14 protein-coding genes and 1 pseudogene are annotated in these 18,907 nt (G+C 49.4%); 8 read left to right on the plus strand and 7 right to left on the minus strand.

Annotated elements, in window-relative coordinates; translation table 11 throughout:
* Nucleotides 1-486 precede the first annotated feature (486 nt).
* Nucleotides 487-2,040, minus strand: coding sequence for an AbgT family transporter (locus AT705_RS05310; protein WP_010382038.1), 1,554 nt, complete (start codon nt 2,038-2,040; stop codon nt 487-489).
* Nucleotides 2,041-2,256: 216 nt separating this feature from the next.
* On the opposite strand from AT705_RS05310, the pseudogene AT705_RS05315 reads away from it, so the two are divergent.
* Nucleotides 2,257-3,010: pseudogene (locus AT705_RS05315) on the plus strand (HDOD domain-containing protein).
* A gap of 166 nt (nt 3,011-3,176) precedes the next feature.
* Nucleotides 3,177-4,352, plus strand: a complete 1,176-nt coding sequence (locus tag AT705_RS05320) for an NRAMP family divalent metal transporter (RefSeq protein ID WP_208856775.1) — start codon at nt 3,177-3,179, stop codon at nt 4,350-4,352.
* 254 nt (nt 4,353-4,606) lie between these two features.
* Here AT705_RS05320 and AT705_RS05325 read toward each other — a convergent pair whose 3' ends face one another.
* The 6 genes from AT705_RS05325 to fadI all read right to left on the minus strand — a co-directional run bounded on the left by AT705_RS05325 (nt 4,607) and on the right by fadI (nt 11,690).
* Entirely contained in the window at nt 4,607-4,885 is a 279-nt protein-coding gene (locus AT705_RS05325) for a YfcL family protein (RefSeq protein WP_049863908.1), read from the minus strand.
* 8 nt (nt 4,886-4,893) lie between these two features.
* The gene (locus AT705_RS05330; RefSeq protein WP_058795803.1) at nt 4,894-6,021 is read right to left on the minus strand and encodes an ATP-NAD kinase family protein; all 1,128 of its coding nucleotides are present in this window, start codon (nt 6,019-6,021) and stop codon (nt 4,894-4,896) included.
* Complete coding sequence (locus tag AT705_RS05335; protein WP_058795804.1) at nt 6,011-6,565, minus strand: elongation factor P hydroxylase; 555 nt, start codon at nt 6,563-6,565, stop codon at nt 6,011-6,013. The genes AT705_RS05330 and AT705_RS05335 overlap by 11 nt, the downstream gene beginning before the upstream one ends.
* Before the next feature lie 72 nt (nt 6,566-6,637).
* Entirely contained in the window at nt 6,638-8,134 is a 1,497-nt protein-coding gene (locus tag AT705_RS05340; protein WP_058795805.1) for a GGDEF domain-containing protein, read from the minus strand.
* A 146-nt stretch (nt 8,135-8,280) separates the two neighbouring features.
* Nucleotides 8,281-10,380: a fatty acid oxidation complex subunit alpha FadJ gene (gene fadJ / locus AT705_RS05345; protein WP_058795806.1), complete on the minus strand. Its 2,100-nt coding sequence runs from the start codon at nt 10,378-10,380 to the stop codon at nt 8,281-8,283.
* Nucleotides 10,380-11,690 (minus strand): acetyl-CoA C-acyltransferase FadI, encoded by a 1,311-nt coding sequence (fadI, locus tag AT705_RS05350; protein ID WP_010382059.1) that lies wholly within the window; start codon nt 11,688-11,690, stop codon nt 10,380-10,382. Before fadI ends, fadJ begins: the two co-directional genes overlap by 1 nt.
* Before the next feature lie 316 nt (nt 11,691-12,006).
* Between fadI and AT705_RS05355 the strand changes: the two genes are divergently transcribed.
* From AT705_RS05355 to AT705_RS05380, 6 genes are read left to right on the plus strand one after another with little or no spacing between them, the layout of a single operon-like run.
* Nucleotides 12,007-12,963: an AAA family ATPase gene (locus tag AT705_RS05355; protein WP_058795807.1), complete on the plus strand. Its 957-nt coding sequence runs from the start codon at nt 12,007-12,009 to the stop codon at nt 12,961-12,963.
* A gap of 12 nt (nt 12,964-12,975) precedes the next feature.
* Nucleotides 12,976-13,926 carry a DUF58 domain-containing protein gene (locus AT705_RS05360; protein WP_237113786.1) on the plus strand — a complete coding sequence of 317 codons (951 nt, stop codon included), beginning with the start codon at nt 12,976-12,978 and terminating at the stop codon, nt 13,924-13,926.
* Between the two features lie 6 nt (nt 13,927-13,932).
* Nucleotides 13,933-14,361, plus strand: a complete 429-nt coding sequence (locus AT705_RS05365) for a DUF4381 domain-containing protein (protein ID WP_058795808.1) — start codon at nt 13,933-13,935, stop codon at nt 14,359-14,361.
* Nucleotides 14,354-15,343, plus strand: a complete 990-nt coding sequence (locus tag AT705_RS05370) for a vWA domain-containing protein (protein ID WP_058795809.1) — start codon at nt 14,354-14,356, stop codon at nt 15,341-15,343. The genes AT705_RS05365 and AT705_RS05370 overlap by 8 nt, the downstream gene beginning before the upstream one ends.
* Nucleotides 15,340-17,265 (plus strand): vWA domain-containing protein, encoded by a 1,926-nt coding sequence (locus AT705_RS05375; RefSeq protein WP_058795810.1) that lies wholly within the window; start codon nt 15,340-15,342, stop codon nt 17,263-17,265. The genes AT705_RS05370 and AT705_RS05375 overlap by 4 nt, the downstream gene beginning before the upstream one ends.
* Complete coding sequence (locus tag AT705_RS05380) at nt 17,259-18,890, plus strand: BatD family protein (RefSeq protein ID WP_058795811.1); 1,632 nt, start codon at nt 17,259-17,261, stop codon at nt 18,888-18,890. Before AT705_RS05375 ends, AT705_RS05380 begins: the two co-directional genes overlap by 7 nt.
* Nucleotides 18,891-18,907: the final 17 nt, after the last annotated feature.

Consider the following 18,907-nt stretch of genomic DNA (forward strand, 5'->3'; position numbering starts at 1 on the left):
GCAGGCCCTTAGTCTGTAACTATTCTAATCTATTCAAGTACTTTTCTCTATTGACACACAGGGCGTTCAACTTTTCATTACCTTAAGCAGACTCACCTCAGAAACGAAAGAAAACTAAATGGCCGGCACAGTTTGTCATAATTTAGTCATCTAACAGGGGTATGATGCGCCTGCTTTTAACCGGTATGTACTCTTATTGGTTACTTAGATTTTCAACCTACCTTGAGTATTTACTGCACGGAGGCAGTAAGATTTCCCTTGGTGCTTTTGGCCCAACCAATAGCTGATCCACATAGCCGACAGAAGTCGGCTTTTTTCTTTATTGCTATCAATAACCTGCTACTTTGCCAGAATGAGTGTAAAAGATGTCTGTGAGAAGATACGGTTTTAACTGGATGTCTATGGAAGCGCATGGAAGCAGGCGTAAACAGTTGCTTGAGAGGAAAACTGGATGAGGCATAACAGCCTCATCCATAGTTCAGCAGATTAACCTGCCGGATAAATATAGCTAGACTGTAGACCCAGAGGAATGCTCAGGCCCCAGTATGCCAGCAAGAATAAGCTCCAGCCAATCAGGAAGGCAATAGAGTATGGCAACATCAGTGCCAGCAACGTACCAATCCCGGTGTCTTTCACATACTTCTGACAGTAAACCACCACCAGCGGGAAGTAAGGCATCAATGGCGTAATGATGTTTGAGCTGGAGTCACCAACACGATATGCCGCCTGAGACAGATCAGGTGAAATACCCAGTTGCATCAGCATAGGCACAAAGATTGGGCCCAACAGTGCCCATTTTGCAGAACTTGAACCAACGAACAAATTCACAAAAGCAGTCAGGAAGATAATCCCAATCACTGTCACAGAGCTTGGCAGCGCCATTGCCTTTAAGACTTCAGCCCCTTCGATGGCCAGTAATGCCCCCAGATTAGACTGGCTAAATGCCGCGATAAACAACGCACAGAAGAACGCCATGACGATGTAATAAGACATTGAGTTCATCGACTTACTCATTGCATCTATCATGTCTTTTGATGACTTAAAGGTGCCAACCATAAAGCCAAATACGGCACCTGGGATCCAGAACAGTAAGAAAATCAGCGGTACAATGGACTGCATCAGCGGCGCACTAAAATCGGTCAATGCACCACTTTCACTGCGTAGTGCCGAGTCTTCACCACTGGCAGCATAGATGAGTAAACCAATACCGGCCAGCATGACAGCAGACGCCGCGTAAAATGCCGAACGCTCTTTACCCGTCACTTCATTAAATTCAGGCAGATCGTCAGTATCTCCATCGACTTTGGTCGATGCCAGACGCGGTTCAATAATTTTATCAGTAATGTACCAGCCAAGCAGAATGATAAAAATGCTCGACGCCGACGTGAAGAACCAGTTGTTCAGCGGGTTGACCGAGATTTCAGGGTCGATGATTTGGGCTGCGCTTTGTGTGAAGCTCTGCAGTAAGGGATCAATACCTGAAGGGATAAAGTTCGCACTAAAGCCACCACTTACCCCGGCAAATGCCGCTGCAATACCAGCCAACGGGTGACGGCCCATGGCGTAGAAAATTACACCCGCTAATGGAATTACCAGTACATACCCGGCATCGGTCGCCGTATGGCTTACAATCGCAATCAGGATGATAGAAGGAGTAAGCAGGGCCTGTGGCGTACGCTTCAACATCAGCTTCAAGCCCGCATTAATGTAACCCGAGTGTTCAGCTACACCGACACCCAACATAGCAACTAAAACTACGCCCAGCGGCGCAAAGCCAGTGAAGGTTTTAACCATTGAGGCCAAAAATCCGGCCAGTGAATCACCGCTAAGCAGGTTATGAACAACAATCGCTTCTCCGGTGCGCGGGTCGATCGCATCGAAACTGACGCCTGACAGCATCCAGGATAATAGCCAAATAAGCAGCATGGCACCGAGGAAAATCATGGCAGGATCTGGCAGCTTATTGCCCACCCTTTCAATGTTGTTGAGGAATCGCATAACGAAACTGGTGTCGTTATTCGCGTTTTTCGCTTGTTCCATAGTTAATCCCTAAAAAGAAAATTAGCCAACTTTAACTTAACAACCGTAACAATGCCAATTCAATTGTTCCTTAATCCATTACGTGGGTATTATTTATGCGTTTTTTTGCGTTATCACAAAGCATGTGCAATTCAACTCAGCGACTATACTTGGGAAAAACAGCCAGATTCCAAGCTGGCTGATCATGTTTTCAGTATTTTTCTCAACGAGACCGCTATGATCGAAATAGACAACGCCGTGCTTAAGGATATGAATCATGGGTTTTGCCTGCCAGCAAAGCCCGAGCTGTTGCAAAGTTTGCATCAGGTATTGCAACAACCAGAACCTGAGCTAGGCGAAATTGCCGCGCTGATAGCAACAGATGTAGCGACCTCTGCCGCAGTATTAAAAGTAATTAACTCCTCCAGCTATGGCTTTTCACGTACCATCACGGACATTCGTCAGGCCGTGATGTTTTTGGGACAGTGCTCAGGAAATTGCCGATGTGGCGACACTGATTGGCAGTAAGATAAAAAGTAAAGTACCAGTCGAAAACCTCTACATGCTTGGCCTTTTCCATGATGCAGGTATCCCCGCCATGGCGTTCAATTATCCGGATTATGTCGAGGTATTGGGCGCCGCAAACCGTAATTACGATACCTTGCTGGTTGAGTTCGAAGAAGCCCGCTACCAGACCAATCACGCTGTGATTGGTTATTACCTGGCAAACAGTTGGAATTTGCCCAAGCCCATTTGTCAGCTTATTCTGCGCCATCACGACATTACCTATCTTCAGGAAAAACGTAATGATGAAGAAGTGCTGACCTTCTCAACACTGAAAATGGCGGAAAACCTGGTCCACACCAATAAACGCTTTGTCGCGGCACCAGACTGGCCACTGATGAAACAAAGTGTACTGGATGCGCTTAACCTCGATGAAGACGACTATCAGGACCTAAAAGACGATACCGAAGAATACTTCACCAGCTAACTAAGTTATACGTTCTAACAGGGCTTTTGATCTCCCAACCTCATTAGCCCAGTCATTTTCCACTTGGCAAATGCTTTCAAATCGTTAACATGAGTGGCAAAAATCATGGAACGTCGTGTTGGAATCAATGTTTGCTAAACTCAGGAACCTGGGCCCCGGGATCCTCATGGCTACCGCCGCAGTCGGAGGCTCTCATCTGGTCGCCGCCACCCAGGCAGGCGCCTTATTCGGCTGGCAACTATTATGGTTAGTGGTTGCGGTTAACTTACTCAAGTACCCCTTTTTTCGTTTTGGCGTGGAATACACACTGCATAGCGGTAACAGCCTGGTCACGGGCTATCACAATAAAAACCGGGCTTTGTTCTATCTGTTTGTGGTGCTCAATGTTATCGCCGCAGTAGTGAATACGGCAGGGGTACTGTTGCTCACCGCTGCACTGCTTCAGTATGCGTTACCCTGGTCTATCTCGCTGACCACTTTATGCTATGCCTTGCTATTTATCTGCCTTGGGATCTTATTGTTTGGTCACTATAAACTGCTCGACAAAGCCAGTAAGTGGATCATGGCCATCTTGTGCTTTACCACACTTGCAGCCTTGCTGGTCGCAGTATCACAGGGTCAGGCCCACCCATCACCACAACCGGCCCCGTCACCCTACTCACTTGCATTACTGGGGTTTATGGTAGCCCTGATGGGCTGGATGCCAGCGCCGATTGAGATCTCAGCCATCAATTCGCTCTGGCTCAAAGCCAAAACTCGCACTCAATCGCTCAGTAAAGCACAGGGCTTATTTGATTTTAACCTTGGCTACTTTCTGACGCTGTTTCTGGCCGTGGTGTTCTTTTCGCTGGGTGTGTTACTACAGTATGGCCAGAGTCAAAAAATCGAACTGGCAGGTGTCGCTTTTTCTAAACAGCTGATAGACATGTATGCACTGACACTGGGTGAGTGGGCGCGCTGGTTGATAGCCATGATAGCCTTTCTATGTATGTTTGGCACCACCATCACGGTACTGGATGGCTATGCCAGAACCCTGGACGATGCTGTGAAACTGATCAAACCACATAAAAACAAAGCCAGCCTGTCATTGTTTATTACCCTGCAAGCCCTATTCGGTATGGTGCTGGTGCTGTTTTTTAAAGCCAATCTCAAAGACATGCTGATGTTTGCCATGACACTGGCGTTTTTAACCACGCCATTTTTTGCCTGGCTGAATTTCTCGCTGATCCGCAAGGAACTGTTTGCGCAGCAAAGTAAGCTGGTGCAAATATTGACCTGGACAGGTCTTACCTATTTGATTGCGTTTGCAGTGTTATTTGTGGTGTGGCGCTGGGTGCTCTGAAGTAGTAATACCAATTTCACTTAATACTTGGTCTATTTGAAGGAGCAAATAGGACGCTGACAGCGTTAAAAATTTCTCATTTAGAACAACTAAATAGCAAAACTTTTGCCTCGCCTACATGGATGTAGGTGCCTCAGCGATAGCAGGACGCGGTAGCGGTGTTATCGCCCCTACTTTCTCGCCTCAAAATAGATCACTTAATTAAGCAAGTTGCTGTAAAAAGGCGGTATAAACCGCCTTTTTCTTTGGGTAAATTAAGCACCTAACTGCTTAAGTCGTTCCCAGATGGTGACTACGTGATGCTTGTCTTCCTCATTAAGCTCACCGTCGCGATATGCTTTCACCAGGCTGGACTCAACTTTGGCATTCAACTCATCGACTGATAACGTCAGTTCCTCAACCTGAGCATACCCAACTGCCAGGTCAAAATGACCGCGTAAGTAGCCACCAGCAAACAGTTCATCATCGCTTGCTCTTTCTACTAATTCATCAAAAAACTGCTGTGCAGCTTCTATATACGCTTGAAGTGACATTCTGTCTCCTAAATTAAATCCTGATGCCCGACGGCATACATTACATGGTCATTATAACCTGTTACTACTTTAATGTAGCCACTCAGTTCGTTGTCTAAGTCCTGATCGCCCGTGTCTGCTATCAGAGGACGACCATTGAGTGCCTGCAACTTGCTTTTAGTTGCAACCACGATGATATTGTCTTTGCCGATATGGCGGATCAGCGCCGGACTCAACTGCTGATTACCCCGGCCAAAGATATGGCCTTGTCCGCCAATCAAGGTAATAACCAGCTTGGTAGGTGCCTGCCCGACGTTATCCAGTAACTGTTGTGCAGTCAGGTCGCTCCCTAACAGAGTATGGTCGCGGATCAAATCTACTCCGAGCAGCGTGTTATCAAGCCCCAGCTCTTCCATAATCGCGGCCACGGTTGAGCCTGAGCCCATGATATATTGCTCGTCTTCTTCCATCTCTGAAATCACGTACGCAGCGATATCGGCCAGCACCAGTTCGTCGCTTTCTTTGCCGCCATTTTTTACGCTTTGTACGTAACGCAGTTCACTGGGTACCTGCATTTCACCATAACGCTTAGCACGCACCGTTCCGGCTCTGAATGCATTTTCATCTATGTCCATAACATCGGCATCGTCTATCGTAACCAATTCACCTTTGATGAGCATTTCAACCACCCGGCCCGCCGCTTTCGGCGTGATGGCATACACGCCGCTGTGGATCTTGCAGCCGGCAGGCACTCCCAGCACAGGGGCCTCGCTCCCGATCGCAGCGCAAATATTGCGTGCGGTTCCATCTCCACCCGCAAACAACAACAAATCTACTTTCGCTTCGGCGAGTAACCTGGCGGCCTGTTCAGTGTCCTCAGGGGTCGTGGGCGTACTACAGGTCATAATGACCTGGGTGGTAAAACCATGCGCTTTAGCAAGGTCCTCCCCCATTTCACCACTAACGGTATAGACCTCCAGCACATCCCGATAAGGATGTAACAAAGCCAACGCCTGCGCCGTACGGCTATGTGCTTTTGGCTCAGCACCCATGGAGCGGGCAAGTTCAGCGGTGTCGCTACCATCACTGCCCTTCAGCGCCACTGCGCCGCCCAACCCGGCAACCGGGTTGACTATCAATCCTAGTTTAAACTGCATCTGCAAACTCCTGTGGACAATGCCATTCAAACTGGCCAGTACTGAGTGGCCAGGGGGTCGAGTAAAACTGAGATAACGCTTTGAGTAAAGCCTGAGTGCGAACGTTGAAGCCGGATGTGAGCATCTCCGTCACCTGTGAATGAACACGCTTTTGAAAAGCGAAACGGCAAGTCGGCTCACCATTTAAGTTGTCAACGGAGACGTTAAATGCAAACCCCGCAGCAGTGCTCAGGGCCCATTCGATAGCCTGAGGTTTCACTTCTACCTGTTCAAATGCCAGTTGCTGATCTTTACTGCGCCCATCAGGACAGTACCAGTAACCATAATCTTCCTGCTCCCTGCGCGCTGTACCCGCAACCAGCCAGTGGGCAATTTCATGCAAGGCACTGGCATAGAAACCATGCGCAAATACAATACGGTGATAATCACACTGTGCATCTGCTGGCAGATAGATTGGCTCATCTGTGCCTGTCACCAGCTTGGTATTGTACTTAGGATAGAATAAGGCATTAAATATCGAGATCAGATCGTCAATGTGGTGCATACAACTCGCAGGTGGCCCTCAGGTTGGTTAATGGCCGCAGATTGTACGGATTTTTGGGGCTAAAGTAAAAAGTCAGTGCTGTTCAGCTTCAAATGACACCGCTCTGCTACGGCCCTGTGCCTTGGCCTGATACAAAGCCTGATCGGCCTCCTCAATCAATTGTGCCAAATCTGATTTTTCGCCCACTTGTGTGCGACTGGAAACGCCGATACTTAAACTCAGTTGATACTGGTTTTGTTCGCAATAGGCCCGTACCAGACGCTGTGCCATCTGTAAGGCTTCTTGTGCATCAATTTCCGGGCAAACCAGCACAAATTCATCTCCTCCCCAACGACCCAGCGCGTCACTGGGGCGCACTGAATGGACCAAAAAACGACTTAACTCAGCCAGCGCGCGATCACCAGCTTGATGGCCCAGCGTATCGTTCAGTACCTTAAATTTATCTATGTCGACTATCATGACCGACAAAGAGCGCTGATAGCGACTTGCCCGACTCAGCTCGTCATTCAGAATTTGCTCTATCTGACCCCGATTGTAGACCTGAGTTAAAAAATCGACTTCTGCTTTCTTCTGCAATTGTAACTCATGACGAAGATCGCGGATCACCGCAATGAAGTAAGTTTCTTTTCCCAGCGCCGTTCGGGCAATCGCGATATCCAGAGGTATCTCATCACCAGATTTATGTACACCTATAATATTTAACCCATTTTGCCCTTTACGACGCATTTGTGCGCGACCCGTAAAATTGCGCCGCTCTTTGCTGTGCAAATCACGAAATCGCGCGGGGATCAGCTCTTCTACCGACATGTGCAGCAACTCCTGAACGGAGTAGCCAAACAATTCGGTGCACGAATGATTAACCCGGGTGATCTTGCCACTGTACTCACAATAAAGCAGTGCATCTGGGATTGCATCAAACAAACACACTCGCTCCTCGATAGTCCTGAGCTGACCACGTAACACCACCGCACCAGCACAGGCCAATATGACAACCAAAGACAACAGCAACCAAGCTTCAACAGAGCCCTTATTAATAACACTGGTAAGGGCTGCCTGATGCTGACGCTTGGTCTCCTCAATTCTCGCCTCCATACCTAATCGCAACGACTGGAGCGCGTTGTCCAACCGACGATATCGCTGTGATGAAGAGTTTTCAGGTGACTGGATAGATGCAGTGTCTGAGGATTTGTCTGGGGTTGATTGTCGAGGCGCACTCAAAATACGTTGTACTTCATCAAGCGCCTTTCGTTCGGCATCACTCAGGTCCATCTCAGCAATCATCGTCTCTATGTGTAAAGCAACATTAGCATCCGCATTGATATTGTACGCGCGCTGCTCTGGCGAGTAATCTCTGACCTGGTGCTCAGGTTCAATGTCACTCAGTTGACGTTCCAGTTCATTGAGCAGCTGTGCTTCTCGCAATATAATGTCGGCCTGTTGCTGCCAGTGCTGCTCAAATCGTGTGATCACGTCGCTGGTATCATCACTGATGTACAACATGACCACGTTCGCCAACACCGTCGCGCTAACAAGTGTGGCAATAAAAGTGAAAAAGTACCTGCTGTGCATGCCTTATCCCCGGCCACTGACGCGCACCATCACGTGCAATCACCATTGCAAGATGAGCAAACAAGGTGACGATACTCATCCCCTTATTTTAGCCGAAAATAAAAAAGCCGCATAAATGCGGCTTTTTTACATGCTCAGACAAAAAGTTAACTGTAATACACTTCGCCTGCTTCAGCCTTTGCCAAAAGCGGCTCAGCGGGGGTAAACACCGCATTGTCAGTCGCATAGGTAGATAGCTCAGAACACACCTTGTTCAGGCCGCGCTTGTCCATGTAGCTGAATGGTCCGCCCAAAAATGGCGGGAAGCCAATACCAAAAATGGCACCAATGTCGCCATCTCGGGCGCTGGCAATAATGCCCTCGTCCAGACAACGAGCAGCCTCATTTAGCATCTGCGCAACACAGCGGCTGGCAATTTCTTGCTTGTTGAGACGCGGTGCCGGTGTAATACCCAGCAAGTCATAGACAGAGTCATCCACTTTTTTGCCTTTGCTTTCGTATTTGTAAAAGCCTTTTCCGGTTTTACGACCCAGACGTTTGCTGTCAATCATACGAGCGAATGCATCAGGCGCTTTGAAACGATCACCCAGCTCTTTTTCCAGGATTGGCGCAATTTTTGAACCAATGTCTACGCCCACTTCATCCAGCAGTGCCAAAGGCCCAACCGGGAAGCCAAATTCAACCAGAGCCTGATCAATTTTCTCAATCGGCTCTCCCGCCAGCAGTAAGTTCGCCGCTTCATTCACATAAGGCGCGAGGATTCGGTTAACGTAAAAACCCGCTTTGTCTTTTACCACAATGGGCGTCTTACCTTGCTTGCGGGCAAAGTTAACGGTGCGTGCGATGGTCTCTTCTGAGGTCCCTTTGTGCGGGATGATCTCAACCAGTGGCATTTTTTCTACCGGCGAAAAGTAATGCAGACCAATGACATTTTCAGGGCGCGTAGCGTTTTCTGCTATCTGCGCAATCGGTAACGACGAAGTGTTGCTGGCAAAAATGGTTTTCTCTGTACATTCACGCTCGATGTCTGCCACCATGCTTTGTTTTAATGTCAGGTCTTCAAATACCGCTTCAATGACAATATCGGTATGACGCATGCCTGTGTAATCGGTTGTGCCTGTGATGCGATTCATCGCCAGCTGTAACTCAGCTTTGGACAAGATACGTTTTTTCTGTTTTTTCGACAGGATCTTGTAACTGTAACTCAGGGCATTGCTGATCCCCTGATGTGCAACATCTTTAATTCGTACCGGCACACCGGCTTTCACTGCGCTGACATGGGCAATGCCACCTCCCATCAGGCCGCCACCAAGTACAGCTGCGCGGTTAATCTTAGGTGCGTCGTCACTTTGCCATTCTTTTTTCATTTCAGTGGTGGCAAAGAAAATGCCACGTAACGACTGAGATACCTCTGTCATGACCAAATCGGCAAAACCTTCGGCTTCTGTTTTATAGGCTTTCAGTTCGCCCAACTCAACCGATGCACGGACCGCCTTGATGATAGCCAGCGGTGCCGGATAGTGGCCGCCTGTTTTCTTCTCAACATTTTCTTGCGCTTTTTTGAAGATGATATTGCGGCCAAACGGGTTTGACTCCAGCAGCTGACTCAGTTTATCCAGCTTAGGCTTGCGTGCTTTTGGCTTGCTACCCCGGGCCAGTTTAATGGCCACATCCAGCAAGATGCTGTGTGGTACACTGTCATCCACCAGGCCGGCCTTTTTAGCCTGCTTGGCACGTACTTGCTTACCTGTGAGCATCCACTCCAATGCTTTTTGAATACCAACCAGTTTAGGCAGACGCTGTGTACCACCACCGCCCGGTAACAGGCCTAGCTGTACTTCTGGCAGACCCAGCTTGGTTTTATCATCGTCGCTACATACGCGATAATCACATGCCAATGCAAATTCAAGGCCGCCACCCAGAGCCGCACCATGAATGGCAGCGACAGTTGGGAATGGCAGTTTCTGCATTTTGAAAAACGCCTGCTGACACATTTCAGATAAACGCAGCGCATCTTCGCGCGTTTTTGCCTGATCCAACATCTTGATGTCGGCACCGGCGATGAAGTTATCGTCTTTACCGCTGACAAACACCATGCCAGTCACATCATCATTGCGGCCCTGCTCCAGAATAGTCAACAACTCATCGGCAAAGCTATCACGCAACGTATTCATCTTCTCGCCCGGCACATCTATGGTGACGATGGCCACGCGGTGGCTGTTTAATTCATAGCTAAATACTGACATTATGCACTCTCCAATACAAAGGCTGCACCCAGACCACCAGCCGCACAAGCGGTAGTCAGCGCAAGTCCGCCGCCACGGCGTTTCAGCTCATTCAGGGTTTGCGTGATCAGACGCGCGCCTGTTGCTGCAAACGGGTGTCCATAGGCCAATGAGCCACCGTTTACGTTGAATTTATCCATATCGATTTCGCCCAGCGCTTTGCTGCGACCCAGCTTTTCTTGTGCAAACTTATCAGAAGCAAACATTTTCATGTTAGCCAGCGTTTGCGCCGCAAACGCTTCGTGCATTTCAATTAAATCTAGGTCTTGCAGAGTCAAACCAGCGCGCTCCAGGGCCAGTGGCGTGGAGTGAGCCGGGCCCATCAACATGTCTTCATGCACACCGATAGCGGTAAATGCATAGTTGCGCACATAGCCCAGGATTTCGTAACCCAGTGCTTTGGCTTTGCTTTCGCTCATCATCAGTACCGCAGCGGCACCATCTGTAAGCGGCGTTGCGTTTGCGGCAGTGACCGAGCCATGTTTGCGATCAAAAACCGGACGCAATTTCGCATAGCCTTCCAGTGACGAGTTCGCACGAATATTGTTGTCTTTATCAATAAAGCCTTTGTACGGTTCAACGTGCGCTGCCATGACTTCATCTTTTAACAAGCCATCATCCCAGGCCTTGGCAGCCAGGGTGTGTGAACGGTGCGCCAGTGCGTCCTGATCAGCACGGCTAATTGCATGAGTTTTGGCCATTTGCTCAGCAGTCTGACCCATGGACAAGCCTGTTGAGTACTCTGCAACCGCAGGGGGGACCGGCATCAGGTCTTTCAGTCTCAGCTTTGAGAAAATTTTCAAGCGCTGTGACAAAGTACGCGCCTTGTTGAGATCAACCAGGCTGCCTGCCAGCTTTTTGCTTACACCAATCGGTAATACCGACGATGAATCTGCACCGCCGGCAATGCCCACAGCCGTATGACCTGCAATAATAGATTCAGCAACATTCGCCACAGCCTGGAAACTGGTGGCACAAGCACGTGAAACAGAATAAGCATCGACTGACACAGGCATGCCTGTACCCAGCACGATTTCACGCGCGATGTTAGGTGCTTCAGGCATTTGCACAACCTGACCAAAGACCAGCTGATCTATCTCTGTTTTATCGATATTCAGACGTTCCAGCATTTCATTGACGACGACCTTACCCAGGTCCAGTGCTGGTACATGGTGATAGGCCGTGGCCTGTTTAGCAAAGGGCGTACGCAAACCAGAAACAATGGCAATGCGGTCCCCTTTTGTTGTTTTTAGAATGTTTTGTTCAGACATGAATTTTGCTCTCCCGCTGACAGGTCTGACCTGTTATTGTCGCTTGATTCTAAACAACCGAATCCTTAATGCCAATAGCTAATTAGAAAATCTTGTAATTCAAGCGCGACTCACAGGGCCTATCCAATTGCCGCTTTTAAATCTAGTCTGATTTTTGTTCAATTCAAAAAGTCACTGAAAAATAAATGAAGATTTATGAACTTTTACCCAATTCAGTGTCTAATCAAGTTACAAAAAAACGCCCGCAAAACCTTGAGTTTTGCGCCTCAATCCTTATAAATAAGCAAAAAATTTGTCACAACAAGGACAAAGCACCATGGCAGTAAACGCATTTAGTGAACTGAAAAACTACCTCGACTCGCAAATCTTAGGTCAGAGCGCACTAACAGAAGCGCTATTGATCGCCTTACTGGCTGATGGCCACTTACTGGTTGAAGGCCCGCCGGGTTTGGCTAAAACCCGTGCAGTAAATGCCCTGGCAAAGGGCATCGAAGGAAGCTTTCAGCGCGTTCAGTTTACCCCGGACTTGTTGCCTGCCGATATTACCGGTACCGACATTTATCGTCAGCAAACCAGCGAGTTTGTGTTTGAAAAAGGCCCCCTGTTTCACCACCTGATCCTCGCGGACGAAATTAACCGTGCGCCGGCCAAAGTGCAGTCTGCGCTGCTCGAAGCAATGGCGGAGAGACAGATCACGGTTGGCAAAACAACCTATCCACTGCCCGAGCTCTTCATGGTGATGGCAACACAAAACCCGCTGGAACAGGAAGGGACCTACCCGCTACCAGAAGCGCAGCTTGACCGTTTCCTGTTACATCTGAATATTGATTACCCGCAAGCCAGCACTGAGCTTGAGATACTGCGCTTAACCCGTGGCGAAGCGCTATCAGAACAAAGTGTGCAGTTCACCCCTATTTCACAACAAACCTTGTTTGAAGCACGTAAAAAAGTACTTTCTCTGCATCTGGCTGAGCCACTTGAACAATATCTGGTGCAATTAATCATCGCCACGCGTGAAGCGGGCAAGCTGGACACGCAGCTGGGCGCCTGGATTGAATATGGTGCCAGCCCGCGAGCGACCATCGCTTTGGATAAATGTGCTCGCGCCCATGCCTGGTTACAAGGACAAGACTTTGTCACTCCGGATGATATTCAGGCCGTCCTGCATAATGTGCTTCGCCACCGTATCATTTTGAGCTATGAAGCACAGGCAGATGGGATCAGCAAAGATCAAGTGATCAGCCGTATTCTGGAACTGGTACCCGTTCCGTAAGTGGTTGCGACTATGAAACATGCTATGCAACCCGATGATCACACAAGCTGGCTGACACAAAGCCACAGTAATGGTGTTGAACTGACACTAAAAGAGCTGTTGTACTATAAAAGTAAAGCTCGCCTGCTGGACCTCAAGCCTAAACGTGCAATTCGCAGCGATCAGGCCGGACAGTATCTGGCCCCGCATAAAGGCCGGGGGATGGAGTTTGCAGAAGTACGTCAGTACCAGTACGGGGATGATATCCGTGCCATAGACTGGCGTGTGACTGCGCGCACCGGAGAAGCGCATACCAAGCTCTATCAGGAAGAAAAGGAGCGTCCGGTCTTTATTTTTTGCGATCTGTCCAGCCCGTTGCTGTTCGGCAGCCGCTTGTTGCTTAAGTCTGTGCAGGCGGCACACCTGAGTGCCCTGGTTGCCTGGTCTGCGTGCGCCCGTGGTGATCGACTTGGTGGCGTCGTGTTCAGCGAACACGGTCACCATGAACTTAAACCCACCGCGCGTGACAAAGGAGTGCTGGCATTTTGTCACCAGTTATGTGACATCCATGCACAAAGCCTTGCTCAGCGCAGCGATAATCAAGCCTCAAGCTTTGACAATAACCTGAAACGTTTGTCACACTTGGCCAAGCCCGGCAGTCTTATCTATTTGATCTCAGATTTTAGCCAGCTCAATGAAACCAGTTTTAAGCAGCTTGAGCACCTTAGCCGGCATTGTGAGCTGATTGGATGCCAGATCAGCGACCCATTTGAACACACCTTACCGGCTTATAAAGATGCGGTAGAAGTCAGGTCCGCGTCTGGCAGTTGGACTTTACCGCTAGCGGATGCGCAATTCAGAACCCAATTTGCCAAGCAGGCTGAACAAGCTTTTCAGAGCAGGCTGGCACGCTTGCAGCGTGCCGGAATGACCATGCAAACGTTTTGTGCCTCAGCGCCAATTGAAACCCAGATCTCCAGGTAAATGATGATGCAAAACCCCTTAGACGCGCTTCATGATGTGATCCCACCCGAACAGGTTGACTGGTGGCCGCTTACCCCTGCCAGCTGGGCGGTGATCATTGCAGCCATATTGATAGTGAGCGTCAGTATCTGGCTGGCTGTCAAAAAATGGCAGCATAATGCAGCCAAACGCGAAGCCATTCAGCTGAGTGAACAACATGCCCAGGATGCACTGGCATTACACGGTATACTCAAACGTCTGGCCCGACACTATTATGGTAATGAGCACGCAGCTCAGCCTACAGCACAGTGGCTGAAGTTGCTAAACAGACTCACAGGACAGCAGTTCGAGCAGCAGGACCTCAATTCGTTATATAGTAGTAACCCGACGCTGGCGTGCACTAAACTAATGGCGGCAATTAAAACCTTCAAAACCAAGGAGGCCATCAATGTTTGAACTTGACTGGCCACTGGCGCTGCTCTTGCTTCCCCTGCCCTGGCTGATTGCGCGCTTCAAACCAACCACTGCACACACTCAGATCCGTATGCGGATGCCCGGCTATCAGCAACAAAGTGGCTCCGGGCAAAATGTGGCTCGCCCGAAAAGCAGCGTTAATGTACTCGAAGCATTGATCTGGTTATGTCTGATTGCGGCACTGAGCGGCCCCAGCTGGCTTGATGACCCTATTACCTTACCCAACGAAGGACGCGATATTATGCTAGCCGTTGACTTGTCTGGCTCGATGACAGAACAAGATATGGCTTACCAGGGCAAATATGTCGACCGTCTGTCGGTGGTCAAAGCGGTTTTGTCTGATTTCATCGTTGAACGTCAGGGAGATCGACTGGGCCTGATCTTATTCGGCGATACCGCTTTTTTACAAACCCCGTTGACCCGGGATTTACAAACCGTAAGTCAGATGTTACTCGAAGCACAGATAGGTCTGGTCGGCCGCGCAACCGCCATTGGTGACGCCATCGGGTTATCGGTTAAGCGCTTCAACCAAAAGGAGCAAAGCAGCCGTATTTTAATCCTGCTCACCGATGGCCAGAATACTGCCGGTAATCTGAAACCAGAAGAAGCGCTGATCCTCGCCCGCGAAGAAGGCATTAAAATCTATACCGTCGGTGTCGGCTCGGATGGCCAGGGCGGGTTTAGCTTGTTTGGCATGGGTGGTATGACTGGCAGCAGCATAGATGAGAATACCCTCAAGCACATCGCCTCTGAAACCGGCGGCGCGTATTTCCGGGCCAAAGATGTGAAAGGATTACAGCAGATTTATGCAGAGCTCGATAAACTTGAGCCGATAGCCGATGAAAACCAAACCTTCAGACCCAGACTGTCGCTCTTTTATATCCCCTTACTGATAGCGCTGGCGTTGTGGAGCCTGACGTTACTCAGTAAAGCCATCAGACAATTGCGAGTGAAGCCACTATGACCGAGTTTATTTTTATTCGCCCCGCTTTGTTGTGGTTGCTCCTTCCCTGGCTGCTGCTGACAGGCATACAGTGGATTAAACGTCACCGTAGTAACGACGGCCAACTGATCGCCCCGCACCTTGCACAGTTCGTATTGGAAGATGGCCCCCGAAAACAGAGTAGTAGTACACCCTGGCTGGTTAGCCTGTTGTTGTTACTCAGTATTTTAGCCGCAGCAGGACCCAGCTTTGAAAAACACACCGTACCCGTTTTTAAAAGCAAACAAGCCCGGGTACTGGTCATGGATATGTCGTACTCAATGTATGCCACAGATATTCAGCCTAACAGACTTACCCAGGCCCGTTTCAAAACCCTGGATATGATTGGTCAATTTACCGAAGGTGATACTGCACTGGTTGCCTATGCAGGGGATGCCTTTGTGGTGTCGCCATTAACGGATGATATTAAAACACTAGAAAACCTTGTGCCCAGCCTGAGTCCTGAAATTATGCCCAGCAAAGGCGCTAACGTGCTGGCAGGCCTGGATCAGGCCAAGATCTTACTCGACCAGGCCGGTTACGCTGACGGTGAAATTATCCTGATCAGCGATGAGGTAGAGCAAGACGAACTGGCGGATATCTCAGATTTATTTAATGGCACAAATTATACCCTGCACGTGTATGGTATTGGCACATTGGAAGGTGCACCAATCGGCCTGCCCGAGGGGGGCTTTTTGAAAGACCGCTATGGACAAATTGTAGTTCCTAAACTCTACCCTGAGCGTCTGTCAGCCCTCGCCTCGCGTCAGGGAGGCCGCTATGCCACTTACACACACAGCGACAGTGACATCAAAACATTTGCATCGAATAAAGTGACAGACTTGGATAGCAATGAGCAACCAGGCGAGGCCCTGTGGCACCTGGATGCAGGTAAATACCTGCTATTTATCATAGTGCCGTTGGCGCTGTGGTTAATGCGCTCTCAGCCACTTACGCTGGCAATTTTAGTCGTGGCACTGATACAGCCGCAAGTCGGATATAGTGCTGACTGGAGCAACTGGTTTAAAAATCAGGACCAGCAAGCACTTGAATCATACCAACAAGGTGACTTCAAACAAGCGCAGAGTGCTCAGGATCCCGTTTTAAAAGGGAGCGCTTTATACAAGGCCGGTGAGTACGAGCAGGCAGCGGAACAACTTAAACACGCGACTTCAGCCATTGGCCAGTACAACTATGGCAATGCGCTGGCCAAATCAGGGCAACTGGACGAGGCCATTGCGGCCTATGAACACGCTTTGCAACTGGACCCTGATTTCACACAAGCACAGGACAATAAGAAGCTTGTTGAAGATCTAAAAGCCCAGCAACAAGAGTCACAACAGCAAAATGGCGATCAGTCTGACAACAAGGAACAATCTGGCAAGCAAGAGGATCAGTCTGGCGATCAGCAACAAGGTAGCGAACAACAACAAGATGGCCAGCAGCAAGGTGATGATCAACAAAGCGACCAGCAACAGGAAGGCGGGCAGCAACAAGGTGGTGAACAACAAAAGAGTAACCAGCAAGGTGGCGAGCAAATTGACAGTGACGCGCAAGACCAGCAAAGTTCGAACTCAGATCGCGCTGGACAATCAGACAACGAGAATGCACCTGAACTGGCGCAATCTGCAGCACAGAATGAGCAACAGGCTGAGCAGGCCGCTCAGTCTGTACAACAAGCTCAGCAACAGGCTGCTGACGGTGAGGAACAGTCTGAGCGTACACAGCAACTGCTGCAAAGTCGCCCACTGACACCAGAAGAGAAAGAAAAAGCGCAGCAACTCGACCAGTTACTTCGCAAAGTGCCGGACGATCCGGCCATCTTGCTACGCAACAAAATGTTATTAGAATCACAACAACGGGTGCGCCAGCGTCACCCGCGAGGAGTCGAAAAATCATGGTAACGCGATTACTGGGATCCGTGATCTTACTTATTACAATGATGCCTGTCTGGGCCGTAGACCAACTCAGCGCAAGTGTAGATAAAAACCCGGTGTTGGTCGGTGAATATTTTACACTGACCATAGAAGCCAACGGCAAGGTCTCGGGCCAGATCCCTGACACTAGCGCGCTGAGTGGCCAGTTTGTCACCAGCCCAATCAGCACCAGCTCCAGAACCAGCATCATTAATGGCAGCATGAGCAGCACTACCAGTTGGCAAATGCAGCTGTTGTCACGCAAAGCAGGCGAATTTACCATTCCCAGCTTTGAGGTGGCGGGCCAACAGTCCCGTCCTATCAAACTCAAAGTGCTTGCCCGCGAACAAGATGGCGAAGCGCAGCAAAATCTCTTTATTAAAACGACCCTCAAGCCAGACACATTGCATGTGCAGCAAGCTGCGCTGTACACAGTGAAACTCTATATAGGTCAGGATCTGCTTGATGGCCAGCTCAGTGCGCCACAGATGCAAGAGGCACAAATTGCACAGCTGGGCAAACAAAGTGAAGACTATGAAATCGTTAATGGTCGACGTTATATGGTGGTGACTCGAGAGTATCTAGTCCAACCACAAAAAAGCGGTACCTTTACACTTGAGCCGCCCATCTTTAATGGCCAAATACGCGAAGGCTACCGTCGTCTGGCTGTATCGGCGATGGGCGAAAGCATTGAGGTAGAGGTCAAGCCAATCCCTGACAACTACTCAGGCACCTGGCTACCCAGTGAACTGGTCAACCTCAGCGAAGAATGGCAGCCAAGCGACCAAGCCGTTGTGGTTGGCACACCAATCACACGTACTCTGACACTCACAGCACTCGGAGTAACTAAAGAACAACTGCCTGACATAGAGGTGCCCGATGTGGATGGTTTCAGGACTTATCCAGATGAGACTGATCGCAAACAGATGACCCGTGATGGTCGGGTGATCTCTCAATTGATCGCCTCCTACGCCCTGCTCCCTCAAACGCCGGGAACGTACACTCTGCCAGAGATCAAAGTGCCGTGGTTTAATACCGTCATTAACAAAGTGCAATATGCAACCTTGCCATCACGCACCATTGAGGTGAAAGCCGATCCAAACCAGATATCCGTTGCACCAGCACCCGTTTTCGAAGCCCCCAGACAAGCAGACATCGACCCCGAGCCAAAGGTTGTTGTCCAGAATGCAGAAAAAACCTGGCTTGACTGGGCACTGCTTGCGTCGGGCTATCTATTGTGGCTCGTTACCTTAGTGATTTGGTTTCTGACTCGACAGTCAAAGCCAGCCAAGGTGAAGGCACCCGAACAGACAACAGCAACACCGGACGAAACACAAGCAATGCAGCAGATCAAGCGTGCTGTCCAAGCCGCTGATTTGGCCGCCTGCTATCAGGGGCTAAAAGCCCTTGCCCATGCGCAAGGCCATATGCAACTTCATACCTGGCGTCACCAACTTAGCCAGGAGTTGCAAAACGAAATTGCAAAGTTGCAAGGCGCGCTCTATAGTGCCAAGCAGGAGAATGTCGATCTGGTGTTGTTGCATCGCCTTTTGGCGGCACAACATAAGCAGATTAAAAGCTCTAAAAAACAGCATCTTGAACCGTTGTATTAATTTTTATTCGGTTTGAT

This window comes from Pseudoalteromonas rubra (assembly GCF_001482385.1).
Taxonomy (GTDB): domain Bacteria; phylum Pseudomonadota; class Gammaproteobacteria; order Enterobacterales; family Alteromonadaceae; genus Pseudoalteromonas; species Pseudoalteromonas ardens.